This window comes from Ruegeria sp. C12, assembly GCF_056537745.1.
In genome coordinates this window covers 253,732-278,172 of sequence record NZ_JBQFSA010000002.1, presented here as the reverse complement: position 1 = coordinate 278,172, position 24,441 = coordinate 253,732, and the positions used below count along the sequence as shown (strand labels likewise).

20 protein-coding genes and 1 tRNA gene are annotated in these 24,441 nt (G+C 60.1%); 11 read left to right on the top strand and 10 right to left on the bottom strand.

Annotated elements, in window-relative coordinates; translation table 11 throughout:
- The first annotated feature begins 33 nt into the window (after nt 1–33).
- Entirely contained in the window at nt 34–1,503 is a 1,470-nt protein-coding gene (locus tag ACR0C9_RS06560; RefSeq protein ID WP_480626050.1) for a divergent polysaccharide deacetylase family protein, read from the top strand.
- A 42-nt stretch (nt 1,504–1,545) separates the two neighbouring features.
- Here the strand turns inward: ACR0C9_RS06560 and trpE are convergent, their stop codons facing one another.
- The 5 genes from trpE to fabI form a co-directional block, all read right to left on the bottom strand.
- A complete protein-coding gene (trpE, locus tag ACR0C9_RS06555; RefSeq protein WP_480780631.1) occupies nt 1,546–3,054 on the bottom strand; it encodes an anthranilate synthase component I in 1,509 nt (502 codons plus the stop codon).
- Between the two features lie 11 nt (nt 3,055–3,065).
- On the bottom strand, nt 3,066–4,907 hold the full coding sequence (locus tag ACR0C9_RS06550) for a peptidyl-prolyl cis-trans isomerase (RefSeq protein ID WP_480780630.1): 1,842 nt from the start codon (nt 4,905–4,907) through the stop codon (nt 3,066–3,068).
- Between the two features lie 81 nt (nt 4,908–4,988).
- Entirely contained in the window at nt 4,989–6,164 is a 1,176-nt protein-coding gene (locus tag ACR0C9_RS06545; RefSeq protein WP_170621856.1) for an aminotransferase, read from the bottom strand.
- Nucleotides 6,165–6,228: 64 nt separating this feature from the next.
- Nucleotides 6,229–6,738, bottom strand: coding sequence for a xanthine phosphoribosyltransferase (gene gpt, locus ACR0C9_RS06540; RefSeq protein ID WP_170450379.1), 510 nt, complete (start codon nt 6,736–6,738; stop codon nt 6,229–6,231).
- 4 nt (nt 6,739–6,742) lie between these two features.
- A complete protein-coding gene (fabI, locus tag ACR0C9_RS06535) occupies nt 6,743–7,549 on the bottom strand; it encodes an enoyl-ACP reductase FabI (RefSeq protein ID WP_170450381.1) in 807 nt (268 codons plus the stop codon).
- 135 nt (nt 7,550–7,684) lie between these two features.
- Between fabI and pdxH the strand changes: the two genes are divergently transcribed.
- The 4 genes from pdxH to ACR0C9_RS06515 all read left to right on the top strand — a co-directional run bounded on the left by pdxH (nt 7,685) and on the right by ACR0C9_RS06515 (nt 9,534).
- Nucleotides 7,685–8,290 (top strand): pyridoxamine 5'-phosphate oxidase, encoded by a 606-nt coding sequence (gene pdxH, locus ACR0C9_RS06530; RefSeq protein ID WP_170450383.1) that lies wholly within the window; start codon nt 7,685–7,687, stop codon nt 8,288–8,290.
- A 142-nt stretch (nt 8,291–8,432) separates the two neighbouring features.
- The gene (locus ACR0C9_RS06525; protein ID WP_480626273.1) at nt 8,433–8,939 is read left to right on the top strand and encodes a cold-shock protein; all 507 of its coding nucleotides are present in this window, start codon (nt 8,433–8,435) and stop codon (nt 8,937–8,939) included.
- Nucleotides 8,940–8,946: 7 nt separating this feature from the next.
- On the top strand, nt 8,947–9,414 hold the full coding sequence (locus ACR0C9_RS06520) for a DUF192 domain-containing protein (protein ID WP_480708233.1): 468 nt from the start codon (nt 8,947–8,949) through the stop codon (nt 9,412–9,414).
- A 43-nt stretch (nt 9,415–9,457) separates the two neighbouring features.
- Nucleotides 9,458–9,534, top strand: a tRNA-Pro gene (locus ACR0C9_RS06515).
- 11 nt (nt 9,535–9,545) lie between these two features.
- Here the strand turns inward: ACR0C9_RS06515 and ACR0C9_RS06510 are convergent.
- On the bottom strand, nt 9,546–9,980 hold the full coding sequence (locus ACR0C9_RS06510) for a hypothetical protein (RefSeq protein WP_170450388.1): 435 nt from the start codon (nt 9,978–9,980) through the stop codon (nt 9,546–9,548).
- A 531-nt stretch (nt 9,981–10,511) separates the two neighbouring features.
- Here ACR0C9_RS06510 and ACR0C9_RS06505 point away from each other — a divergent pair.
- Both ACR0C9_RS06505 and ACR0C9_RS06500 read left to right on the top strand, forming a co-directional pair.
- Nucleotides 10,512–14,132, top strand: coding sequence for a vitamin B12-dependent ribonucleotide reductase (locus ACR0C9_RS06505; RefSeq protein WP_480780629.1), 3,621 nt, complete (start codon nt 10,512–10,514; stop codon nt 14,130–14,132).
- A gap of 541 nt (nt 14,133–14,673) precedes the next feature.
- Nucleotides 14,674–14,916 (top strand): EF-hand domain-containing protein, encoded by a 243-nt coding sequence (locus ACR0C9_RS06500; protein WP_170450391.1) that lies wholly within the window; start codon nt 14,674–14,676, stop codon nt 14,914–14,916.
- A 54-nt stretch (nt 14,917–14,970) separates the two neighbouring features.
- Here ACR0C9_RS06500 and ACR0C9_RS06495 read toward each other — a convergent pair whose 3' ends face one another.
- A complete protein-coding gene (locus tag ACR0C9_RS06495) occupies nt 14,971–16,515 on the bottom strand; it encodes a trimethylamine methyltransferase family protein (protein ID WP_480780628.1) in 1,545 nt (514 codons plus the stop codon).
- Nucleotides 16,516–16,918: 403 nt separating this feature from the next.
- Here ACR0C9_RS06495 and ACR0C9_RS06490 point away from each other — a divergent pair, with 403 nt between their 5' ends.
- Nucleotides 16,919–17,446 carry an outer membrane protein gene (locus ACR0C9_RS06490; protein ID WP_480581036.1) on the top strand — a complete coding sequence of 176 codons (528 nt, stop codon included), beginning with the start codon at nt 16,919–16,921 and terminating at the stop codon, nt 17,444–17,446.
- A gap of 5 nt (nt 17,447–17,451) precedes the next feature.
- On the opposite strand, the gene ACR0C9_RS06485 is transcribed toward ACR0C9_RS06490, so the two are convergent.
- Nucleotides 17,452–18,639, bottom strand: coding sequence for a pyridoxal phosphate-dependent aminotransferase (locus tag ACR0C9_RS06485; protein WP_170450394.1), 1,188 nt, complete (start codon nt 18,637–18,639; stop codon nt 17,452–17,454).
- A gap of 56 nt (nt 18,640–18,695) precedes the next feature.
- Nucleotides 18,696–19,040, bottom strand: coding sequence for an MmcQ/YjbR family DNA-binding protein (locus ACR0C9_RS06480; RefSeq protein ID WP_170450396.1), 345 nt, complete (start codon nt 19,038–19,040; stop codon nt 18,696–18,698).
- A 207-nt stretch (nt 19,041–19,247) separates the two neighbouring features.
- Here ACR0C9_RS06480 and cysS point away from each other — a divergent pair, with 207 nt between their 5' ends.
- From cysS to ACR0C9_RS06465, 3 genes are all read left to right on the top strand, one after another.
- Nucleotides 19,248–20,645, top strand: coding sequence for a cysteine--tRNA ligase (gene cysS / locus ACR0C9_RS06475; protein ID WP_480780627.1), 1,398 nt, complete (start codon nt 19,248–19,250; stop codon nt 20,643–20,645).
- Between the two features lie 90 nt (nt 20,646–20,735).
- Nucleotides 20,736–22,370, top strand: coding sequence for a citramalate synthase (gene cimA / locus ACR0C9_RS06470; RefSeq protein WP_170450400.1), 1,635 nt, complete (start codon nt 20,736–20,738; stop codon nt 22,368–22,370).
- Nucleotides 22,367–23,149 carry a squalene/phytoene synthase family protein gene (locus ACR0C9_RS06465; RefSeq protein ID WP_170450402.1) on the top strand — a complete coding sequence of 261 codons (783 nt, stop codon included), beginning with the start codon at nt 22,367–22,369 and terminating at the stop codon, nt 23,147–23,149. The genes cimA and ACR0C9_RS06465 overlap by 4 nt, the downstream gene beginning before the upstream one ends.
- On the opposite strand, the gene ACR0C9_RS06460 is transcribed toward ACR0C9_RS06465, so the two are convergent.
- Nucleotides 23,150–24,376 (bottom strand): MFS transporter, encoded by a 1,227-nt coding sequence (locus tag ACR0C9_RS06460; RefSeq protein ID WP_480780626.1) that lies wholly within the window; start codon nt 24,374–24,376, stop codon nt 23,150–23,152. It lies immediately after the preceding gene.
- Nucleotides 24,377–24,441 lie beyond the last annotated feature (65 nt).

Sequence of the window (24,441 nt, the reverse complement as noted above, 5' to 3'; positions counted from 1 at the left end):
ATCAGGCCAAGCGTCGCAGCAGACGGCGTCGGGATGGGCAAAGCAGTAAACAGGCGAAAGGCACTGGTCATGGGCGGATTTATCGGGGGAATGGTCGCGGGCGCGGTCGTTGTTTTGATTCTGGGCACGGTACTGTCGTTGCAGGCGCCGTTGGCTCAGCGAACCGCGGTCACGACCGAAGCGCCGCAACCCGAAGACGTGGCGACATCCGAGGCCCCGGAAGGTGTGGCCGAGACCGGATCGGATGCGGATCTGGTCGAAGTGCCCCCCGCTGCGCCAAATGTTGCCGAGTACCAAGAAGAGGACGCAGCCGATCTGTCAGGTCTTGAGGCCGAGGCAGATGCCCAACCTGTGATCACGGATCCGGCGCAACAGGCCGAACAGCCTGATCCTGCGGTGTCCGAGGACGTCGCGGTGCTGACGGATCCGCCCGCCGCGCCACAACTGCCGGGGGCAGCGCCGCAGGCCCCTCAGGACGATAGCCAACCGCTGGTGATCGATGAGACACCCGCGCCGCCTGCAAACGAAGATGTGGCTGGACTGGAACCCCAGCCAGAACCGGCGCAATTGCCGGGCACGTCCAACGAGGACACCGAAGAGAACCCGTTTGAAAACAGCCCGATTGCCGTTGAAGGCGATGAGGATGTTTTGCCCCGGACCTTGCCGCGTCTTGCAGCGCTGCCTCAGATCGGGGGGGAGGGTGAGACCAGCACCAGCTCAATCATTGGTAAACGCGTTGTTCCCCTGACTGAACGGGACGATCCGCCAGCGACGGATACACCAAGCACGGACGCGGCAGGTACGGATGGATCGATTGCCATCGCGGTCGGAAAGCCCATCGAGGCGTACGCCGCGTCGTTCGATAACCCCGAGGCCAAACCGCTGATGTCGATCATTCTGATCGATGACGAGGACGCATTTGGAGCCGAGGCGCTGCAGGATTTTCCCTATCCGATCAGCTTCGCCGTCAGCCCGTCCGACCCGAATGCAGCCGAGAAGATGGCCCGCCACCGAGCCGCCGGGTTCGAGGTGATGGCCTTGGTTGATCTGCATGAGGCGGCCAGCGCACAGGATGCCGAGGTTTCGATGGCCGTGTGGCTTGAAGCGCTGCCGGAAACCGTGGGTATTCTGGAAGGGGTCGATACCGGCATTCAGGGCAATCGCAAACTGGCCGATCAGGTGGCCGAGATTGCGGGTGTGACGGGCCGGGGGCTGATCACGCAGGATAACGGGTTGAACACGGTCCAGAAGATCGCGGCCCGCAACGGTGTGCCGTCGGGCGTGGTGTTCCGCGATATCGACGGGGCGCGTCAGGACCCCAAGATCATGCGTCGGTTCCTGGACCAGGCCGTGTTCCGCGCCGGACAGGAAGGCACGGTTGTGATGCTGGGTCGCGTGCGGCCCGAGACGATCTCGGCCCTGTTGCTTTGGGGATTGGAAGATCGCGGCAATCGGGTTGCGATGGCCCCGATCTCGGCCGTCATGATGCGCGAAGTGCAGTAAGATAAAGAAAGGCGGCTGATCCGGGATCGCCGCCTTTTCTTATTAGTTGCCGCTGCCGGTGAACCGGGCAGAATCTGCCGCAGCCCGTCGGATCGCATTGGATTTGTGGACTGTCTCCATATACTCAGCCTCTGGGTCGCTGTCGTAAACAACGCCGCCACCGGCCTGAATATAAAGCTTCTGATCCTTCACGATCGCTGTGCGCAGGGCGATGCACATATCCATATCGCCGCCCGCGCTGAAATAGCCGACACCGCCGCCATAGACGCCGCGCTTTTCCGGCTCCAGCTCGTCGATGATCTCCATCGCGCGGACCTTGGGCGCGCCCGAGACGGTCCCCGCAGGCATCCCGGCAAAGAAGGCATCCAGCGCGTCTTTGTCCTCGGCCAGTTCGCCAACCACGTTCGAGACGATGTGCATCACGTGGCTGTAGCGTTCGATGATGAACTCTTCGGTTGGACGTACGGTGCCGATCTTGGCAACGCGGCCTGTATCGTTGCGGCCCAGATCCAGCAGCATCAGATGCTCTGCCAGTTCTTTCTTGTCAGCCAGCAGATCGACCTCGTTTGCCTTGTCTTCTTCGGGCGTCGCGCCGCGTGGGCGGGTGCCTGCGATGGGGCGAATGGTGACTTCGTCGCCGAAGACGCGCACCAGAATCTCCGGGCTTGCGCCCACAACCTGAAAGCCGCCGAAGTTGAAGTAAAACATGAAGGGCGAGGGGTTGGTGCGGCGCAGCGAGCGATAAAGCGCAAAGGGCGGCTGGGGAAAATCCTGCGTCCAGCGCTGCGCCGGGACGACCTGAAAAATGTCGCCCGCGCGAATGTATTCCTTGGCCTTTTCAACGGCTTCCATATAGCCGGATTTGGTGAAGTTCGACACGGGCGGCGCAACCTCGGACGCGTCCCCCAGATCGCGGGTCTCGGCAGGCATGGCGCGTTCCAGATCGCGGACCGCGTCCATCACACGCTCAGCCGCTTGGGCATAGGCGGCCTTGGCGGATTGCCCCTCACTGACCCAGGCGGGCGAGACAACGGTGACCTCGCCCTTCACACCGTCCAGCACCGCGATGACCGACGGGCGCAGCATGATGGCGTCCGGCAGACCCAGCGGGTCGGGGTTCACGTCCGGCAGATATTCGACCAGACGCACCATGTCGTAACCCAGATAGCCGAACAGCCCGGCGGCGGCCTGCGGCAGATCGTCGGGCAGGGCGATACGGCTTTCCGCTAGCAACGCGCGCAGGTTGTCCATCGGGTTGCCGTCCTGAGGCGTAAACGACTCGGCATCGAATCGCGCCGAGCGGTTCAGTTCAGACACTTCACCCTGGCAGCGCCAGATCAGATCCGGCTTCATCCCGATGATCGAATAGCGCCCGCGCACCTCTCCGCCAGTGACGGATTCCAGCATGAACGCGTCTTTCTGCGCGCCGGTCAGTTTCAGCATCAGCGAGACCGGCGTATCCAGATCAGCGGCGAGCCGAGTGTAGACGACCTGGTTTTCGCCCGCTTCATAGGCGCGGGCGAAACTATCGAAATCGGGGGTCAATGCCATCTTGGTCTCGTTTAATAGCTTGCCTGCACGGCGTTCAGGGCTTGCTGATCGACCACAGGGCGGGCCCGTGTTTGCGCATCGCGCACATAGGCGTCAAAGATATTCTGGGCCAGTGCCTGATCCAGTTGAGCGGTCAGTGCTTCCTGCACCTGACGCAGTTCGTCGGTCTCGGCCGGGGGCAGAATCTCATCCAGACGCACGATCATGGCCGCTTCGTTGCCGCTGATCACGCGCAGCTCACCTGGTTCCATTTCGAACACTTCGGCCATGAAGCTGGGCGGCACATCGTCCAGAAACGCGGTGCGGGTCAGGGCGTTTTCGACGCGGAACGGCAAGCCGGTTGCAGTGAAATCGCCGTCGGTAGCCAATTCCACCAGGACCGAGGCCGCCTGATCCAGCAGTGCCTTGTTGGTTTCTGCAGCAGTCCAAGCAGCGGCGACGCGATCACGCGCGCTGTCCAGCGGTTCAGGGCGCGGCGGCAGTTCTTCATCCAATCGCAGGGCAAAGATCGAGCCGTCCTCAAGAAAGCCGATCTCGGGGAAGTCGCCTTCGCGCACGGCTTCGGCGGCGGTGCGGAACCCGTCATAGGCGGCAACGCTTTCGTCGCTGTCGCCGGTCCAGTTGATCTGGCCCAATTCCATCTCGGTCTCGGCAACCAGTTCTTCTAGTGTCGCACCACCGGCCAGCATGTCGTTGATGTCTTCCGACTGCGCCTCGATCAGACGGCGGGCGCGGTCCGAGGCGATTTCTTCGCGCAGGGCCGGTTCGGCGTCTTCAAACGGAGTGTTGTTTGCGGCCAGTGATCCGTTGATGCGGAACAGGGCAGGGCCGAAGACCGACGGCAACGGGCCGACAACCGCGTCCAGTTCGGCGGCAAACACCGCATCGGCGGCTTCGCCCAGATCATCGCGTGTGACGTCGCCCAGATCAATATCGCTCAGCTCCAACTCGCGGTCGCGAACCAGTTGTTCGAAAGTCGTACCGCCGACTTCAAGCTGCGCCTTGGCATCATTTGCGGCTTCTTCGCTGGGGAAGTTCAGACGCTCGACCAGACGGCGTTCGGGTTGCTGGAACTCGTCCGCGCGCTGATCGTAGAGGCGGCGCAGCGTGTCCTCGTCAACCTCGACCGTGTCCACCAGCATCTCGGGCGACAGGATGGCATAGGTCAGGCTTTTGGTACGAGGCAGGGTGAACTGATCCGTGTTCTCATCGTAGTAAGACTGAACCTGATCTTCGCTCGGCTCGGCGACCGGCGTGGTCAGCGTGTCAACGCCAAGCGTGGCCACGGTAAAGCTGCGGCGCGCGCCGATATAGTCGACCATGGTTTCGGTCAGGGTTGCGGGCATCTTCACGCCACCAGTCACAGCGGCTTGAATGATCGTGCGCGAGGACTCCTTGCGCAGATCGTCTTCGAACTCGGTATCGGTCATGCCGATCTGTTCCAGCTGGAACCGATAGGCTTCGCGGTCAAACGTGCCGTTCACGCCCTGAAAGGCCGGGATCGACACGATCTCTTCCTGCAGGTTTTCATCCCCGATCGAGATGCCAAGCTGAGCGACCTCGTTGTCCAAAGCGGCCAGCGCAGTCAGGCGCGACAGGGCCAGTTGGTCCAGCCCAAATTCACGGGCCTGAGACATTTGCAGCGGCTGACCGGTCTGCGCCTCGACGGCGCGGATTTCGCGCTGAAGCTCGCGCACATAAGCCTCGACCGAGACGCTTTCGTCGCCCACTTGCGCCACGGTCCGCACCGTACCGCTGAGATTGGTTGCGCCAAAGCCTGCGAGACCTACGAACAGAAGGCCCATCAGTATCCAGACAAAGGTTTTTGAAAAACTGTTCTTGCCTGCAGCCATAATGCCCTCTTGGTGTTTTTGGCAGGTCTCTGCCCTGTTGGTCGGGGCCCTGAATACGACGCGTGCCGCCGGGGGGCAAGCTTAGAAGGAAAGCGCCTGCAAACGATCGAACAACCGGCCGATTCCGGCCCGGTCCAGATTGGCAAAAGCCACACGGACCTGCCGTTCCCCGGCAGGGTCGCCTGCGGGCATGAACATGGTGCCCGGCAACAGCAGAATACCTGCTTCGGGGACCAGACGACGGGCCAATTCATCCGAGGGCATGTCGAACGGATGTTCGAGATAGGCGAAATAAGCGCCCAGCCCCAAAAGCCGCCAGCCTTTTGCCGTCAGTGCCTGCATCCCCTCAGCGATGGCAGCGCGGCGGTCGAGGATTTCGTCGCGCTCACCTGCCAGCCACTGGTTCAGGTTCTGCATCCCCCATAGGGCCGCAAACTGGCCGATCTGGCCGGGGCAAATCGCAACGGTGTCCAGAAATTTCTCGATCTCGGCCAGCAAGGCCGCGCTGGTCGCAATGGCGCCAACTCTGTGCCCGGTCAGGCGGTAGGCTTTCGAGAAGGAATAGAGATGCACCAGCGTCTCGTCCCAGCCGGTCTGTTGGAACAACTCATGCGGCGGGCCATTGCGGCTGTCGAAATCGCGATAGGTTTCGTCGACCAGAAGGTAGATGCCAGCCTCGCGCGCCAGATCATAGAAGGCGCGGACCAGATCAGCCGGGTACTCGACCCCGCCGGGATTGTTGGGCGTGACCAGGGAAATCGCGCGCGTCTTGTCGGTGATCAGAGCGCGCGCCTGATCCGGGTCGGGCAGCAGATCCTCACCGGTGGGCAGATCGATAGCTTGCACGCCTGCCATGTCCAGCCACATTTTGTGGTTGAAATACCAGGGGGTTGGCAGGATCACCTCATCCCCCTGATCGGTGATGGCCGAGATGACGGCTGAGAAGGCCTGATTGCAGCCCGAGGTGATCGCAACCTGTTCCGGCATCACAGTGGCGTCGTAATGATCTCCGATCTGGTTGGCCAGTTCGGTGCGCAGATCGTCATTGCCCAAAACGGGTCCGTAGAGATGCGCGCTGTCCTGCTGCACCGTGAAGTCGGCCATGGCCTGCCGCAGGGCCAGCGGCGGAGGATCCACCGGCGCGGCCTGGCTGACATTGATCAGAGGGTGATCATCGGGAAATGTGACGCCGTCCAGCCAACGCCGCGCCTCCATCACCGGGGGTGGGAAGGTGGCGCTGGTGCGGGTCTGGGTCATGGCGTGCCGATCTTTTGCGAGGCTCTGCCTCGCGCTCCGAGGTATTTTTAAACAGAAGAAGGGATCAGTCGGTGCCGCGATAGGGCTCGACATATTGCAGGGCCATATCCCACGGGAAGAAAATCCAGGTGTCCTGGCTGACCTCGGTGATGAACGTGTCCACCATTGGGCGGCCTTTGGGCTTGGCGTAAACGGTGGCGAAATGCGCCTTGGGATACATGGCGCGTACCAGTTCCAAGGTTTTGCCGCTGTCGACCAGATCGTCGATGATCAGAACACCTTCGCCATCTCCCATAAGCGCCGCATCTGGGGCTTTCAGAACTTCGGCCTCGCCCTGTTCCTGATGGTGGTACGAGCGGACGCTGATTGTATCGACGGTGCGAATATCAAGCTCGCGGCTGACGATCATTGCCGGGGCCATGCCGCCACGGGTGATCGCAACAACCGCGCGCCATGCGCCGTCATCGGGGCCTTGCCCGTCCAGCCGCCACGCCAAAGCGCGCGAATCGCGGTGGATCTGATCCCAGCTGATGTGAAATCCCTTTTCGTGGGGCAGGCGGTCCTTGGCGCTCATGTCTTTAGCCTTTCTCGACGTCCGGGGCATCGACGGCCTTCATGCCGACAATGTGATAACCCGAATCCACGTGCAGGTTTTCCCCGGTCACACCGCCGGACAGGTTCGACAGCAGATACAGCGCCGAATTGCCCACATCGTCGATGGTCACGTTGCGGCGCAGGGGCGAGTTATACTCGTTCCACTTCATGATATAGCGGAAGTCGCCGATGCCGCTGGCGGCCAGCGTCTTGATCGGACCGGCCGAGATCGAGTTCACGCGGATGCCGTCCTTGCCCAGATCTTCGGCCAGGTATTTGACCGATGCCTCAAGCGCCGCTTTGGCTACGCCCATCACGTTATAGTGTGGCATCACCTGTTCTGCGCCGTAATAGGTCAGCGTGATCGCGCTGCCGCCTTCGGACATCATCTTTTCGGCCCGTTGCATCACAGCGGTAAAGGAATAAACCGACACATCCATGGTCAGTTTGAAATTCGCCCGGCTGGTGTCGACATAGCGACCGCGCAATTCGTTCTTGTCGGAAAATCCGATGGCATGAACGACGAAATCCAGCTTGCCCCATTTTTCTTCCAGCGCGGTGAACAGCGCATCGATCGATGCTTCGTCACTTACGTCGCAGGGCAGGACAACCTCGCTTCCCAACTGAGCCGCCAATGGATCGACGCGCTTTTTCAGAGCATCGCCCTGATAGGAAAAGGCCAGCTCGGCCCCGGCGTCGGACAAGGCGCGGGCGATTCCCCATGCGATTGATTTGTCATTGGCCAGTCCCATGATGAGGCCGCGTTTTCCGGCCATCAACTGATTTGACATGTTTGGTTCTCCGCCTGTCTTCGCGATGTGTTGCGTTGGTTTATGCCATTGGGTGCGCTGCATCAAGGCCGTGCACCCTTGCCCGCAGCAGGTTCTCGCCTTAGGTTCGGGGACAATACTTTCCAGGGGATGGAAATGACCGAGCGTGATGGCATCTTTGCTGGCTCCGATCCGTTTGAAATAGCGGCTCGGTGGTTAGGCGAGGCTGAAAAGACTGAATCAAACGACCCCAATGCAATTGCCCTGGCAACTGTCGATGCGGATGGCATGCCCAACTCGCGCATGGTTCTGTTGAAAGATATTGAACCGAACGGTTTTGTTTTCTACACAAACTATGAAAGCAAAAAGGCGTCCGAGTTGGACGGTGCAGGGAAGGCCGCTTTTGTCATGCACTGGAAATCATTGCGGCGTCAGATCCGAGTTCGTGGTACAATCACCCGCGAAGATGGGCCGAAAGCGGATGAATATTATGCATCCAGGTCACTGAAAAGCCGGTTGGGGGCTTGGGCATCGCGGCAATCACAACCGCTCAGCAGTCGGGCCGCGCTGATGGCCGAGGTCGCCAAGGTGACGGCAAAGCACGGTCCTAATCCAGCAAGGCCACCGTTTTGGGGAGGGTACAGATTAGCGCCAACCGAAATCGAATTCTGGGCTGACGGGGCGTTTCGTCTGCACGACAGATTCAGGTGGCAACGGGAAAAGCCGGATTCGGCGTGGCATGTGGAAAGGTTGAATCCATGACGTTCACGTGTCGCGAAATGCAACAGTCAGAAAATAAACGACTTTTTCAGCTTGAAATTGTGGGTCATTCCCATAAACAACAAACCCTTAACGAACTGCTAAAATTCGCGATGGGAAAACAGTGCCAGAAGATCTGAACAACATGTATCGCGTCCGGGGACACGTAAAATGGTTCGATCCCGCAAAGGGATACGGATTTGTTGTGTCTGACGAAGGCGGTCCGGATATTCTGTTGCACGTGAACGTGTTGCGCAATTTCGGTCAAAGCTCGGTCGCGGACGGGGCAGGGATCGAGATCATGACCCATCGCACCGATCGCGGCGTTCAGGCGGTCGAGGTGATCAGTGTTGATCCGCCTGCACGCACGGACTCGATGCTGCTGGCTGATTTTGCCGAACTTGATCCTGACGTGATCTCTGACGCCCCGCTGGTGGCGGCGCGGGTCAAATGGTTCGACAAGGGCAAGGGCTTTGGTTTTGCCAATGTCTTTGGTCGCGGCGAAGATGTGTTCCTGCATATCGAGGTTCTGCGCCGCTCGGGCCTTGCGGATCTGCAGCCGGGCGAGGCGCTGGCCATGCGGGTGATCGATGGCAAGCGCGGGCGCATGGCGGCACAGGTCCTTGCCTGGGAAGCCGCGCTGGACGACTGACCCTTTCATGATGCGCTGCCTTACCGTTCCTGCCGTGATCCTTACGATGTGGGCCGGAAACGTGTTTGCCGAATGCCGGCCTGACCGAGTCGAATTGAAAAACGATCAGGCGCAGATTCGGTTCGACGTCGAGCTTGCCGTTACCCCGCAAGAACGATCCCGCGGCCTTATGTTCCGCGAACACCTTGCGAACCGGTCGGGCATGTTGTTCGTGTTCGATCCGCCGCAGCCGGTTGTGTTCTGGATGAAGAATACTCTGATACCGCTCGACATCATCTTTCTGGACAAGACCGGAGCCGTGACGCGCGTGCATCAAGGGGCCATTCCGGGCGATTTGACCCCGATTGAAGGGGGCGATGCCGTGTTTGCGGTGTTGGAAATCAACGCCGGTTTGTCCGCACGATACGGGATCGAGGCGGGAACCCAGATGCGGCACGAAATTTTTTCGCAGGGCCCCGCAATTTGGCCCTGTTAGGGCTTTTCAAATCAGATCGGCATCGTTAGGAAGGCGCACGGTCCGGGGCGTGGCGCAGTCTGGTAGCGCACCTGTTTTGGGTACAGGGGGTCGTAGGTTCGAATCCTGCCGCCCCGACCACTTTCTTCCGTTCAGGTCGGCGAGCCACCCAACGCGCGGTAAAGCGTGCTCATCGTCTTGTCCAATTCTTCGCTTTCCACCGGAACCTCAACTTTTGATCCGTTTTTCTGCGGCACTTCAAATACCAAGGACGCATCGACCCTGTAGCCGCCCGAGGTTTTGGTCGGGATCAGCCGCATGATGCTTTTGGGCAGGTCCTGAGGATCCCCGTCGTAGTTCAGAATCAGGAACGCGGTCGCTTCGGGCGGCAAAAACTCGCTGCACGCAAAACCGCGATCCCCGAGTTTTTGAAAGGTTTCGCCGGGGCCGGAACAGCTGGCTTCGAAGGTTTCGAACAGGCGCGTGGGGTAGGTTTCGAACTGCGCGCTGCGTGACGCATCGGGCACATCTTGTTGTGTGCAGGCCACGATCAGGGCCAGTGCCGGGAGAAAGCGAAACGGCTGCATCTTCTTGTAAGCCCTCAATCATTTGCGTTTTTGTCACGCGCCGGATTTGCCGGATTGCAAAGGCGCGGGATGATTCTGTTTCAACCTAGCCAGTCGGGCGTTGGTTGATCAAACGCTGATAACTGTGCTGGTAAAAACAACAATTCCATTTTGAGAGATTTGGGTTCGGCGGAATTTCGCCGTGGATCATTCTGTGGAGGAATCGCAGCACCGGGTCCCGAGGCCTTTGTCGGGGATCGGGTCAACACAAAAGATTTCAAAAATGACCCAAAAATGCCGTTGACGATCTATGGTGAGATACGTCAGATTGTATGAGCCGAACAAGACGCCACTACATCTGGTATGAAATCCGGGGACGGCGCGGGCGAGGGACGGAACGCACACCAAAGAAATGTGCAACCGCTAAGACGGTTATGTGTTGCCACGGGCAACGCCTGATCTTCTGCGTCTGTCAGGTTCGGCATGGTGGTGGGCCCGGTATTTCATGGGTCTGACGCTGGGTAGACGGTCATTAATTCGAAGGCAGCGGACATGAAAATTGAAAGAAAATTCACCAAACCGGGGCAGGACGCATACGCAGATCTTGATTTCGTGTCTGCAACATCAGAGATCCGGAACCCCGACGGAACCATCGTTTTTCGGTTGGACAACATCGAAGTTCCGTCAAGCTGGAGCCAGGTGGCCAGCGACGTCATTGCGCAGAAATACTTCCGCAAGGCCGGTGTTCCGTCCAAGTTGAAGAAAGTAAAAGAGAAAGACGTCCCCGAATTCCTGTGGCGCTCGGTTCCTGCCGATGGCGCTGAATTTGATGGTGAGACGTCCTCGAAGCAAGTGTTCGACCGTCTGGCAGGCGCGTGGGCCTATTGGGGCTGGAAGGGCGGCTATTTCTCGGATGAAGAGGATGCGCGCGCGTATTTCGACGAGATGCGCTATATGCTGGCGACCCAGCGTGCCGCGCCGAACTCGCCGCAGTGGTTCAACACCGGTCTGCACTGGGCCTATGGCATCGATGGCCCGGCGCAGGGGCACCATTATGTCGATTACAAAACCGGCAAGCTGACCAAATCGAAATCCGCTTATGAACACCCGCAGCCGCATGCCTGCTTCATCCAGTCCGTCGATGATGATCTGGTGAACGAAGGCGGCATCATGGATCTGTGGGTGCGTGAAGCGCGCTTGTTTAAATACGGCTCGGGCACCGGCACCAACTTCAGCCATCTGCGGGCCGAAGGCGAGGCGCTGTCGGGTGGCGGCAAATCCTCGGGCTTGATGGGCTTCCTCAAGATCGGCGACCGCGCTGCGGGTGCGATCAAATCAGGCGGGACAACCCGTCGGGCAGCGAAGATGGTGATCGTCGATGCGGATCACCCGGATATCGAGCAGTTTATCGAATGGAAGGTGATCGAAGAGCAGAAAGTGGCCTCGATCGTTGCCGGATCGAAGATGCACGAGAAGATGCTGAACGGCATTTTCGAGGCCATCCGGTCCTGGGACGGGGCTGCCGATGACGCCTATGATCCGAACGCAAACGACGCCCTGAAAAAGGCGGTGCGTGAGGCTAAAAAGGTCGCGATCCCCGAGACTTATATCAAGCGCGTGCTGGATTACGCCAAGCAGGGCCACGACAGTATCGAGTTCCCGACCTACGACACCGACTGGGATTCCGAAGCCTATAGCTCGGTCTCGGGCCAGAACTCGAACAACTCGATCCGCGTGACCAACGCGTTCCTGACCGCCGTTGAAAAAGACGCCGATTGGGAGTTGATCAACCGCACCGACGGCAAGGTCGCCCGAACCGTGAAAGCGCGTGATCTGTGGGAAAAGGTCGGCCATGCCGCATGGGCCTGTGCTGATCCGGGCATCCAGTTCCACGACACCGTTAACGAGTGGCACACTTGCCCCGAAGATGGTGAGATTCGCGGCTCGAACCCGTGTTCGGAATATATGTTCCTGGATGACACGGCTTGTAACCTGGCCTCGATGAACCTGCTGACCTTCCTGAAAGACGGTGAGTTCCAGGCGGAGGATTATATGCACGCCTCGCGTCTGTGGACCCTGACGCTGGAAATCTCGGTAACCATGGCGCAGTTCCCGTCGAAGGAAATCGCGCAACTGTCGTATGACTTCCGTACCTTGGGTCTGGGCTATGCCAATATCGGCGGCCTGCTGATGAACATGGGCTACAGCTACGACTCGGACGAGGGCCGGGCGATCTGTGGTGCGCTGACCGCGATCATGACCGGTGTGGCCTACGCGACCTCGGCCGAGATCGCCGGAGAGCTGGGTCCGTTCAAAGGGTACGAACGCAACGCAGATCACATGCTGCGCGTCATCCGCAACCACCGCCGCGCGGCGCAAGGTGTGACGGATGGCTATGAGAAGCTGGCGGTCAAGCCGGTGCCTCTGGACCACGGCAACTGTCCCGATAAACGTCTGGTCGATCTGGCCATGTCCGCCTGGGATGAGGCGCTGAGCCTTGGTGAGCAGAACGGCTATCGCAACGCACAGGCTACCGTGATCGCGCCCACCGGCACCATCGGTCTGGTGATGGATTGCGACACCACGGGGATCGAGCCGGACTTTGCGCTGGTCAAGTTCAAGAAGCTTGCGGGCGGCGGTTACTTCAAGATCATCAACCGCTCGGTGCCCTCGGCGCTGGAGAAGCTGGGCTATTCCTCGTCTCAGATCGAAGAGATCGTGGGCTACGCGGTTGGTCACGGCACCATCGGCAACGCGCCGGGGATCAACCACACCTCGCTGACCGGTCACGGCTTTGGCCCCAATGAACTGGCCAAGGTGGATGCCGCGCTGGAAAGCGCCTTTGATATCCGGTTTGTCTTCAACCAGTGGACACTGGGTGAGGATTTCTGCACCGGCGTTCTGGGCATCCCGGCGACCAAGCTGAACGACCCGACCTTCGACCTGCTGCGCCATCTGGGTTTCACCCGCGCGGATATCGACGCGGCGAACGATCACGTCTGCGGAACCATGACGCTGGAAGGCGCGCCGCACCTGAAAGAGGAACACTATTCGATCTTCGACTGCGCCAACCCATGCGGCAAGAAAGGCAGGCGTTTCCTTGGGGTTGACAGCCACATCACCATGATGGCGGCGGCGCAGAGCTTTATCTCGGGCGCGATCAGCAAAACGATCAACATGCCGAATGACGCGACCATCGAGGATTGCCAGAAGGCTTACGAGCTGTCGTGGTCGCTGGGTGTGAAGGCCAACGCGCTCTATCGTGACGGCTCGAAACTGTCGCAACCGCTGGCTGCGGCGCTGGTCGAAGATGACGATGAGGCGGCGGAAGTGCTGGAAAGCGGATCGACGCAGGAAAAAGCCGTCGTTCTGGCCGAGAAGGTGATCGAGAAGGTTGTGGTCAAGGAAATGATCCGCAGCCATCGCGAGAAACTGCCGCATCGCCGCAAGGGTTATACCCAGAAGGCGATCGTGGGTGGCCACAAGGTCTATCTGCGTACCGGCGAGTTCGAAGACGGCAAGCTGGGCGAGATTTTCATCGATATGCACAAGGAAGGCGCTGGCTTCCGGGCGATGATGAACAACTTTGCCATCGCGGTCTCGGTTGGCCTGCAATACGGCGTGCCGCTGGAGGAATTTGTCGACGCCTTCACCTTCACCAAGTTCGAACCGGCGGGGATGGTGCAGGGCAACGACTCGATCAAGAATGCGACGTCGATCCTGGATTACATCTTCCGCGAACTGGCCGTGTCCTATCTGGACCGCACCGATCTGGCCCATGTGAAACCCGAAGGCGCCAGCTTTGACGATCTGGGTCGCGGCGAGGAAGAAGGCGTCTCGAACGTCTCGGAAATCAGCGACAGTGCTGCGTCCAAGTCCTTGGAAGTGCTGAAACAAATCAGCTCGACCGGGTATCTGCGCAAGCGTTTGCCGCAGGATCTGGCGGTGTTCAACGCGGGTCAGGCCGAACTGAACGGCATGGCGGAAACTGCAGCGGCCTTCGATACCCCGGTGGCGGAAACAGCCGTGGCAACCGGCATGGACGCCCGCACCAAAGCCAAGATGCAAGGTTACGAGGGCGACCCGTGCGGCGAATGCGGAAACTACACGCTGGTGCGCAACGGTACCTGCATGAAGTGCAACACCTGCGGCGCGACAAGCGGGTGTAGCTGAGTTCAGCGCCCCGGCACCCCGGGGCGCAGGGGTCGGATAGCTGCCACAGGTACCGACCCCGACGAATACGGAGAATGGTCGCAAGACTTACCAAAGACCTTTCTCCACTTGGCCGACATGCCCGTGTTGGCCGCAAACAGGGTGGGGCGGAATATTTGCTCCCTCCCACTCTTTCACGGGGCGGGTGCGCTCGCCCCATGCGCAGTCCAGGCCGCAGGCAAAAAATACCGGGCGGTCAACGAAATGAGCCTGGAAGGCGAAACTGACAGGGGGCTTCGGCCCCCTTTCTTTTTTGCTGCGCCGAGTCGCCTCTTATCAGCAAGCCCTTGCCGGATCGGCTGCATTTTGTCGGGCAAGAATCGCCGACGGGCGGGTTGCGCGTTTCGTCCAGCAAGGGATTGCGGACCCGACTCGGGGAAAGTCGCAAAGAATGGCGCGAAATCCCGCAGTTCAGGTCAATGGGGTGACCAGAACCGGGTTGAAGGTGTTTGTAAAACCTGTCCGGACGCAAACACGAAAAACTCACTCAGGAGGCACTAACATGAAACCGCAAAATCTGGCCGTTATTTCGGCAATCGCACTCGGGCTGCCCGCGCTGGCATTGGCGCAATCGGCGGCGGACACGAACGGGGATGGCGTGCTGACCATCGACGAAGTGCAGGCCGTCGTGCCCGAGGTGGACGCCGATACCTTCTCGGCTATGGATGCCAACGGCGACGGCGCGTTGGATCAGGACGAAGTCGCAATCGCACAAGAGGCCGGACTGCTGCCCAACAACGGGTAATCCGGTATGATAAAAGGCGGTCCGATCCCCATCGGGCCGCCTGTTTTCAATATGTTACGCGGGCAAGTGAATGTTGAACTTGTTGCGCAGTTCCGCATCCAGAAGCGGATCAAAGCGGGCAGGCGAAGGCATCCCGAGGATTTCTTCCTTCCGCGCAGTGGCCTTGTCCAGCAAATCCGGCTTGCCCAGTTCAGCCCATTCTTTTGGCGACGTCCGATCCCCGAAGGTGGGGTAGACGTAATCGACCTGCATCCGGCTAAGCGTGGCGTCGGTTCCAAGATAATGCCCGGGGCCGCCCATGCAGACCTGAGCAATCTGGTCCAGAGCGAGCGTTTCGTCATTGACTTCGATCCCGCGAACACAGCGCTGCGCCTGTCCGATCAGATCGTCGCTGAGGATAAGGCTTTCGAAACAGAACCCCAGCAGCGAGGCGTGCATACCGGCGGATTCATACACCATGTTTAGCCCGGACAATCCGGCCATGACGTTCGAGCACATCTGCTCCCACCCGGCCTGCATGTCGGGCATTTTCGAATCCGAGGCACCCGCAGCAGCGCCGCCCGGCAGGTCGTAGAACTGATGCATCTGGGCGCAGCCTGCGCTTAGCAATGCCTGCTCTCCGGACCCGATGGACATGGCACCGGTCCGCAGGTCCAGACCGAAAGGCCAGGTGCCAAAAATCGCGGGTGCGCTTGGCTTTACGGCATTTACATAAACCAAACCAGCAAGACATTCTGCCGTTGCCTGAGTGATGGCGCCAGCGATGGTCGAAGGCGCGGTGGCCCCGGCCATGCCTGCGGACAGCAACAAAACCGGCATTCCGGCCTTGATGCATTCCTCCATCACTTCGCAGCTTTCGGTGGCGAATTTCATTGGAGGAACGACAAAGCAGTTTGAATTGGAAACAAAAGGCCGCTCGCGCCACTTGTCCTCACCACCTGCAATCATGTGCAGCATCTCCATGGCCGGGGCCACGTGCGACGGCTCGGTAAACGAGGTGCCGATATGCTTGTAAGTCCCTGAACAGGCAGCATAAACCGTGTTGTAGTCCATTTCCATGTTGTCGAGAATGTCGCGACACACCATCGGACGCTGGACAAAGTGGATGTTGTCGAGCTGCTGGCAAATCCGCGCCGCGTCATGCAGATCCTGCACGGTTGAATCGCGGTATTCGCGGCCATGGACGTCAACCATGCTGACAGCGGCCCCGGCGGTGCCATAGTGGACCTTGGTCCCGGTCAGATCCAGATCGTGCTGCCCGTCGCGGCTATATAGGGTGATCGAACGGTTTGCCTTGGCGATCGTATCCTCGACCAACGCGCGGGGAAAACGGATGCGCCCATCATCGCCCAGCGTACATCCTGCACCAACCAGATAGTCGATCCCGCTTTGCGGGGCGTCGGCAAGGCCAATGGTTTCAAGGGCTTGCAGCGCAGCGTTGTGAATTTTCTCGATCTGCGCCTGGGTCAGGGGCTTGTAGGTTCCACCCTCCATGCCAGGGCGGATCGGGCGCAGATGCTCGGGCAGAGCCGAGGCACGGGCAGCTCGGCGCGCAGAGCGCCCACCGCTGCGAGAGGTGTTACGGGGTTGGTCATTCATGTCAGGGGTCCGGTCTTTGGAATCAGTCTTGAGTGTGAAGGATCAAGACAGCTGCGGACGCCCGCGCGCCGCACGCCCGCGATCCGCACCGATGGTGCGGCTGATCAGACGTATTTTCCAAATTTCGTTCGGCATGGAACCCCGCTATTCGTGATCGCAATAGTTGCAGCGAAGGGCGACGCGATCTGTCCCGTTTGCGACGCGGTGGTAAAAAACCGGCAGGTTTCGAAGCGGGCCTCGCGAGATAGGTGTCAGAGTCAGATTTTCTCCCGTTAGGGAAGAAATCTGTTATAGTTTATTAACTTATTGCTGAATAACTCGTGAAGTGAATTGAATTCTGGTCCCTGTAGACCACCTGTTATGTTAAGCCTGTTGCCGCTTATTTTGGATTGAGCGTGTCCTGATGACGGAGATGAAATCGCTTTCGGCCCTGATTGTCTGGATGACAATCGCCAGCGTCGGTCCCGCCTTTGCGCAGGACTGGACAGGGGCCTATGCCGGTTTCAGTTTCGGATACGCCGAGGCGGATGGCCCGGCTGGGTCCAGCGGCGACAACACCGTCTTTGGGGCGCATATCGGGTACGATCAGGATTTTGGCAATTTCGTATTGGGCGGCGAACTGGAATATAACCGTTTGTCACTGAACCTGAGTCAGGATCAGGGCAGTCTGGACAGCATGACCAGCGTCAAGCTGCGCGGTGGATACGATTTTGGTGGTGCGTTGGGATATGTTGTTGTCGGCGCCGCCCGCGCAGAGACCTCAGCCGACAGCGATACGGCAGCTGTCTATGGGATTGGCGTAGCCTATCCGATTGGCGAGAATTTTATCATCAGCGGTGAGGCATTGCGCCAGAACTTTGACGATGTGACCCGGTCCGAAGGGGGTCTTGGGTCGAACGTTTTCAATCTGCGCACAACTTTCCGGTTCTAGGCCGGTTACTCTGCCGCCCGTTGATCCGCCAGGTTGGCCGCACACTCACATAGGATCTGCAAGGCCGAAGCAAACCGATCATCATCCACCGTCATGGCAACACGAATGTGACCAGCAGCAGCGCGTCCAAAGCTTTCACCCGGCATCACGGCAATCGCGTGTTGATCCAGCAGGGCATTCGCAAACTCTTCGCCGCTCAGCCCGGTCGCGCGCACGTCCAGCATCAGGTACATCGCGCCTTGTGCAGGGACGAGGCCCACTGTTTGCTGCCGCGCCAAAATCTCTTTGGCGAGCGCTCGGCGACGGCGGAAAGGGGCGGCGATTTCGGCCTCTAACTCGGTTCCCGCATTCAGGGCAAAACTGGCGGCGTCCTGAACGAAACCGGGCACCCCGTAAGTGGTATGTGTTGCCAGATTGATCAGATGTGAAATCACCTGTTCCGGGCCCACGATCCAGCCACAGCGCGAGCCGGTCATGGCATGAGATTTCGACATCGAGCCAACGACCAGCGTCCGCTCGACCATGCCGGGCAGGGCGCGGGGCGAAATGTGCTCACCTTCCCAAATCTGCGTATCATAGACCTCGTCCGAGATCAGCCACAGGTCGCGGCGGGTGCATAATTCGGAAATGTTTTCAATCGTTTCGCGGGAATAGACAACGCCAGTGGGATTGTTGGGTGAGTTGATCAGCAAGGACACGGCCCCATCTGCGACCGCATCAATATCTTCAGCGCGGGGCTGAAAGGCATTGTCGGCCGACGTTTGAACGGCGCGCGCAATGGCTCCGGCACCGCGGATCGTGCCGGGGTAGGTCGCGTAGTAGGGATCAAGGTAAAGACCCAAATCCCCCGGATCACAGACTGCGGTATGCGCCGCGAACAGGGCGGCTTGTCCGCCGGGGGTGATCAGCACGTTGTTGCGGGACGTGGGCACGCCGGTCCGCATCTGAACCCGTGCTGCCACCGTGTCGCGCAAAAGATCGGTGCCAGGCACCATGGCATAGCCGGTATGGCCGGACCGCGCCGAAAGATCCATGGCTTGCAGGATCGAGGCATCGGTGCGGATGTCATGCTCGCCAATCGTCAGTTCGGTTACAGCGTGACCCTCGCTGATCATGCGACGCGCGCGGTAGAACACGTCCCACCCGTCGCTGCCGCCGCCGGTAAGATGCGTGATGCGATTTGACAGTTTCATGCAATGCCCCTGTTTGTCTTGACGCTGAATGGGGCAGAGCCGTCAGCGAAAGTCAATCAGCTTCGCGCGGGCAGGGTGGCCTGAAGTTTCTTGGTGAGCGATGCGCGCACCAGATCGTACGAAGCGGCCAACCGATGCCGCATCTCTTCCTTATCCGCATCAAAGGGCAGGCGCACCCAACTGCGGTGAAAATACGGAGCCTTTACCCCGACACCCGCATCGATCAGCATCTGCGCCGTTTCGATGTCCGGTGTCTTGACCGAGACACCGTCATTTGCGGTGCCGATGCAGGCAAACATCTTGCCGCCCACCTTCCAGGCGTCATGGCCGCCGCCCCAGGGGTCCGACCATTCGGCCCCCGGCAGGTCGCGGCATACGGAGTTGACGAAATCCCGGCTCATGGTCGCAGAGTGCAGGGGAAGGTCCGCAAACTCAAGCCTTGGCTTGGCGCGTGACGCGTGTTATGCCAAGCGCCATGAACCGGATGAACTGCATCATTATCTGCTGCATTACCTGCTGATTTATCAAGCGGGCCGGTTTCTTTCGTTTTCATCTCTGAGACAAGTTGCTAAGCCCGCGCCAACGCGCAAGCTTTAGGAGCCCGAGTGATGACGACAATCAAGCTGCACAACACACGGACGCGGACGAAGGAAGATTTCGTTCCGATCGATGCCGAAAACGTGCGGATGTATGTCTGTGGACCCACCGTCTATGACCGGGCCCATCTGGGCAACGCGCGGCCGGTGGTGGTGTTCGACACGCTGTATCGGGTGTTGCGTCATGTCTATGGCTCGGATCATGTGACTTACGTGCGCAATTTCACCGACGTAGACGATAAGATCAACGTGACCGCGCTGAAGCGCAAACAGGCCGGGGCCGAAGGGTCTCTGGAGCAGTTGGTCCACGAACGCTCGGATGAGACCATCCGGTGGTATCTGCACGATATGGGCGCGCTTGGGACGCTGGAACCGAACCAGATGCCACGCGCAACTGAGTTTATCCCTCAGATGATCGAGATGATCGAAGACCTGATCGCCAAAGGCCACGCCTATGCGGCCGAAGGTCATGTGCTGTTCGCGGTGGACTCGTGGAAGGACAACTATGGCAAGCTGTCGGGCCGGTCGGTCGATGACATGATCGCGGGCGCACGGGTCGAGGTTGCGCCTTACAAGAAAAATCCGATGGATTTCGTGCTGTGGAAGCCCTCGACCGATGAGCTGCCGGGGTGGGAGTCGCCCTGGGGCAGGGGTCGTCCGGGCTGGCATATAGAATGCTCGGCCATGAGCTATGAGTTGCTGGGCGACAGTTTTGACATCCATGGTGGCGGCAACGATCTGATGTTCCCGCACCATGAAAACGAGATCGCGCAAAGCTGCTGCGCGCACCCCGAGGGTGAGTTCGCTCGGGTCTGGATGCACAATGAGATGCTGCAGGTCGAAGGTAAGAAAATGTCCAAGTCGCTGGGCAATTTCTTCACCGTGCATGACCTGTTGGAACAGGGCGTGCCGGGTGAGGTGATCCGCTTTGTGTTCCTGCAGACCCATTATCGCAAGCCGATGGACTGGACCGAGAAGAAAGCGCGTGAGGCCGAAGCAACGCTGCGCAAGTGGCGGGCGCTGACAGCGGGCATCGAGCCCGCCGCCAGCGCGGCACCCTCGGTGGTCGCAGCACTTGCGGATGATCTGAATACAGCGGGTGCCATCACCGAGTTGCATCGTCTGGCATCGGAAGGCGACGCGCCGGCCTTGCTGGCGAGTGCGCAGTTGCTTGGTCTGTTGACGGATGATCTGGGCGCGTGGGCAACTTCGGAGGCGATGGACTTTTCCGCCTATGAAGAACTGCTCGCCTCGGCGCGCGCGGCGGCCATGGCCAGCAAGGATTTTGCCGAGGTTGACCGGTTGAAATCCCTATTCATCGCCGCTGGTCTTGAGGTGCGCATGAGCAAAGAAGCCGTTGAGTTGGTTCCCGGTTCGGAATTTGATCCATCGAAACTGGAGAGCATCTAACAAAGCGTACCGCCCGACCGCCCCCACGGGCGGGCGCTTCGCATCCACCCTCGGTCGGGCACAGCCCGAACAAGCCAAAGAGCCAGAATAATGACCAAGGAACGCCTCTACCTCTACGACACGACCCTGCGCGACGGGCAGCAGACGCAGGGGGTGCAGTTCTCGACCGCTGAGAAGGTGCAGATCGCGCAGGCGCTGGATGAGTTGGGGGTCGATTATATCGAAGGCGGCTGGCCCGGCGCGAACCCGACCGACAGCGCGTTTTTTGAGGTCGCACCAAAGACCTCGGCCCGTTTGACCGCATTTGGGATGACCAAGCGCTCGGGTCGATCGACCGAGAACGACGACGTGCTGGCGGCGGTGATGAATGCGGGCACGCAGGCGGTTTGTCTGGTCGGCAAGTCGCATGATTACCACGTGACCCACGCGCTTGGGATTTCGCTGGAGGAGAATGTCGAGAACGTCCGCGCCTCGGTCGCGCATCTGGTCGCTCAGGGGCGCGAGGCGCTGTTCGATGCCGAGCATTTCTTTGACGGCTACAAGGACAACCCCGGCTATGCGACCGAGGTGTGCCGTGCCGCGCTGGAGGCTGGCGCGCGCTGGGTTGTGCTGTGTGACACCAATGGCGGCGCTTTGCCTGCCGAAGTTGGGCGCATTGTGTCCGACCTGATTGCTGCGGGGCTACCGGGGGATCGGTTGGGCATTCACACCCATAACGATACCGAGAATGCGGTGGCCTGTTCTCTGGCCGCGGTCGATGCGGGGGCGCGCCAGATTCAGGGCACGCTAAACGGGCTTGGAGAGCGTTGTGGCAATGCGAACCTGACGGCACTGATCCCGACCTTGTTGCTGAAAGAGCCTTACGCCTCGCAATTCGAGGTCGGCGTCAGCCTTGACGCTCTGGCCGGTCTGACGCGGATCAGCCGGATGCTGGACGACATCCTGAACCGGGTGCCCAGCAAGCAGTCGGCCTATGTGGGCGCGTCTGCCTTTGCGCATAAGGCCGGGTTGCATGCCAGCGCGATTCTCAAGGATCCCTCGACTTATGAACATGTCGACCCGGCAACGGTTGGCAATGCGCGGATCATCCCGATGTCGAACCAGGCCGGGCAGTCGAACCTGCGCAAGCGCCTGACCGAGGCTGGTCTGACCGTTGAAAAGGGCGACCCGGCTTTGGGGCGCATTCTTGAGCGGATCAAACAGCGCGAGGCCGAGGGTTATTCCTATGACACCGCGCAGGCCAGTTTCGAACTGCTGGCTCGGGATGAACTGGGGCAGTTGCGCGAGTTCTTCGAGGTAAAGCGCTACAAGGTCACCGTCGAGCGGCGCAAGAACAAGTACAACAACATGGTCAGCCTGTCCGAGGCCGTGGTTGTGGTGAAAGTAGATGGCGAAAAGAAACTGTCGGTCAGCGAGTCTCTGGACGAGCAAGGCAGTGACCGGGGGCCGGTGAACGCGCTGGCCAAGGCGCTGGCCAAGGATCTGGGGCAATATTCGCAGGTATTGGCGGATATGCGGCTGGTCGACTTCAAAGTGCGGATCACCCAAGGCGGGACCGAGGCCGTTACGCGCGTCATCATCGACAGCGAAGACGGGCGCGGCCGGCGGTGGTCTACCGTTGGGGTCAGCGCGAACATAGTCGACGCGTCCTTCGAGGCGCTGTTGGACGCGATCCAGTGGAAGCTGGTGCGGGACTGTGACCCTCAGCAGGCGGCGGCAGAGTGACGGCGACGTTTGACGAGGATGTCAAAGCCTGTGCCGCTTTGGTGCACAAAGCCGATCCCGATCGGTTTCTGGCGACAATGGCTGCCCCCGTCCCGGCGCGGGCGGTTCTGTTTCCGATCTACGCGCTGAATGTCGAGGTCGCGCGCGCTCCCTGGGTCACGCAAGAGCCGATGATTGCCGAGATGCGCTTGCAATGGTGGCGCGATGCCTTGCAGGAGATTGCGCAGGGTCCGACTGTGCGGCGGCACGAAGTTGTGACGCCATTGTCCCGTGTCCTGTCGCCCCATCTGGCCGGGATGCTGGACGAATATGTGGCGGTGCGGCGGTGGGATATCTATCGCGACCCGTTCGAGGATCAGGACCACTTTGACGCCTATATCAATCACAGTTCCGGTTCGCTGCTGGTGGCCGCGGCACAGGCCCTTGGGGCTGCGGATGAGGGTGTGCTGCGCGATTTCGGCTATGGCGTAGGCGTTGCGAACTGGTTCCGCGCGATCCCCGAGCTTGAGGCGCGCGGGCGCATTCCTTTACTGGATGGCACGCCCGATGGGGTGAAAACGCTGGCAGAGGCAGCTTTGGTGCGTCTAACGCGGGCCCGATCTAACCGCGATGCGGTATCGGCAGACGCCCGTCCGGCGCTTTATGTCGGATGGCAGGCCGAATGGACTTTGAAACGGGTGATCGCACGCCCGGATCGTGTCGCGGCGGGTGCTTTGGCGCAAGGTGAGGCGCGGCGGCGGCTGTCTCTGATGTGGACCGCTGCGACGGGTCGGTGGTGATCAGGCTGTTTTCGGATCGGCCGGTCTGAGGACCAGCCACAGCAGCGCTCCGCCTGCCAGGGTCAGAAACGGGATCATGGCGAGGTTCACGGCCGTCCAGCCTTCGACCGGCGAGCCACCGGAACAGTTCATCAACCCGCCCGAGGCCAGCGAGGCAATCGTCACGCCTCCGAACACCAGCAGGTCGTTGAGGCCCTGCATCCGGCCTCGTTCGTGCACTTCGTGCGAGGCGGCGAGCATACTGGTTGCGCCGATAAAACCAAAATTCCAGCCGATGCCCAACAGGATCAAGGCGATGAAGAAATTGCCCAGTTCGACCCCTTGCAGGGCGACGACTCCGGCGCCTGCAAGGATGGCAAGACCAAGGGCCACGATCTTTTCGACGCCGAAACGTGCGATCAGGTGGCCGGTGAAGAAGCTGGGGACATACATGGCCAGCACGTGGCTGGTGACCACATCCGCCGCGTCATTGGCCGAGAACCCGCAGCCGACAACCGCCAGAGGGGTCGAGGTCATCACAAGGTTCATCAGCGCGTAAGACACCATGGCGCAGATGATCGCAACGGCGATGCGCGGGGTTTTCAGCAACTCTAGCCGCGACCGGCCTTTAGGTGCGTCTGCGTTGGGTTTTGGCGGCGTCGGGATGTCCAGAAAGAAGAACAGGGCCGAGCCAATGACGTTGACGGCAATCACCGCGATATATGTGCCCAGAAACGGAATGACATAGGCCTGCGATGTCAGTTTGACGATTTGCGGGCCGATGATCGCGGCGGCCAGACCGCCCGCCATGACATAGGAAATCGCCTTGGGCCGGAACGCGTCCGAGGCGGTATCGGCTGCGGCAAAACGGTAAAACCCGTGCGCGCTCATGTAGATGCCCGTCAGCAGGCTTCCCAGCAGAAAGATCGGGAACGAGCCGAGATAGAGCCCATATGCCCCGACCAGACCGCCCAACGCTCCGGCTGTTGCGCCGACCAGAAAGCCCGCACGACGGCCCCAACGCTGCATGATAGCCGAGATCGGCGTAGCGGCCAGCATTGAACCCAGAACAATCAGCGAAATCGGCAGTGTCGCAAGGCAGGGGTTGCTGGCCAGCGATTGCCCGGCCAAGCCACCAACGATGAAAATCATCGGCATCTGCGCACCTAGAATCGATTGCGCGGCGACCAGAACAGCAACATTGCGTTTGGCTTGCGAGTCGTCCGGGGTGGCTGTAGTCATCGTCATGCGCCAATGCGTATCGGTGAAAACGCTGACGCACAAGCGGCTTGCATATGCGGCTGTGGCCCCTA

Coding starts and splice junctions, on each gene's coding strand:
- gpt (WP_170450379.1), bottom strand. CDS start 6,738: ATGAGCGCCAAGGACCGCCTGCCCCACGAAAAGGGATTTCACATCAGC.
- ACR0C9_RS06520 (WP_480708233.1), top strand. CDS start 8,947: ATGATGCGCTGCCTTACCGTTCCTGCCGTGATCCTTACGATGTGGGCC.
- ACR0C9_RS06525 (WP_480626273.1), top strand. CDS start 8,433: ATGTATCGCGTCCGGGGACACGTAAAATGGTTCGATCCCGCAAAGGGA.
- cysS (WP_480780627.1), top strand. CDS start 19,248: ATGACGACAATCAAGCTGCACAACACACGGACGCGGACGAAGGAAGAT.
- ACR0C9_RS06485 (WP_170450394.1), bottom strand. CDS start 18,639: ATGAAACTGTCAAATCGCATCACGCATCTTACCGGCGGCGGCAGCGAC.
- ACR0C9_RS06510 (WP_170450388.1), bottom strand. CDS start 9,980: ATGCAGCCGTTTCGCTTTCTCCCGGCACTGGCCCTGATCGTGGCCTGC.
- ACR0C9_RS06505 (WP_480780629.1), top strand. CDS start 10,512: ATGAAAATTGAAAGAAAATTCACCAAACCGGGGCAGGACGCATACGCA.
- ACR0C9_RS06495 (WP_480780628.1), bottom strand. CDS start 16,515: ATGAATGACCAACCCCGTAACACCTCTCGCAGCGGTGGGCGCTCTGCG.
- cimA (WP_170450400.1), top strand. CDS start 20,736: ATGACCAAGGAACGCCTCTACCTCTACGACACGACCCTGCGCGACGGG.
- ACR0C9_RS06480 (WP_170450396.1), bottom strand. CDS start 19,040: ATGAGCCGGGATTTCGTCAACTCCGTATGCCGCGACCTGCCGGGGGCC.
- ACR0C9_RS06550 (WP_480780630.1), bottom strand. CDS start 4,907: ATGGCTGCAGGCAAGAACAGTTTTTCAAAAACCTTTGTCTGGATACTG.
- pdxH (WP_170450383.1), top strand. CDS start 7,685: ATGACCGAGCGTGATGGCATCTTTGCTGGCTCCGATCCGTTTGAAATA.
- ACR0C9_RS06500 (WP_170450391.1), top strand. CDS start 14,674: ATGAAACCGCAAAATCTGGCCGTTATTTCGGCAATCGCACTCGGGCTG.
- fabI (WP_170450381.1), bottom strand. CDS start 7,549: ATGTCAAATCAGTTGATGGCCGGAAAACGCGGCCTCATCATGGGACTG.
- ACR0C9_RS06560 (WP_480626050.1), top strand. CDS start 34: ATGGGCAAAGCAGTAAACAGGCGAAAGGCACTGGTCATGGGCGGATTT.
- ACR0C9_RS06490 (WP_480581036.1), top strand. CDS start 16,919: ATGACGGAGATGAAATCGCTTTCGGCCCTGATTGTCTGGATGACAATC.
- ACR0C9_RS06545 (WP_170621856.1), bottom strand. CDS start 6,164: ATGACCCAGACCCGCACCAGCGCCACCTTCCCACCCCCGGTGATGGAG.
- ACR0C9_RS06460 (WP_480780626.1), bottom strand. CDS start 24,376: ATGACGATGACTACAGCCACCCCGGACGACTCGCAAGCCAAACGCAAT.
- trpE (WP_480780631.1), bottom strand. CDS start 3,054: ATGGCATTGACCCCCGATTTCGATAGTTTCGCCCGCGCCTATGAAGCG.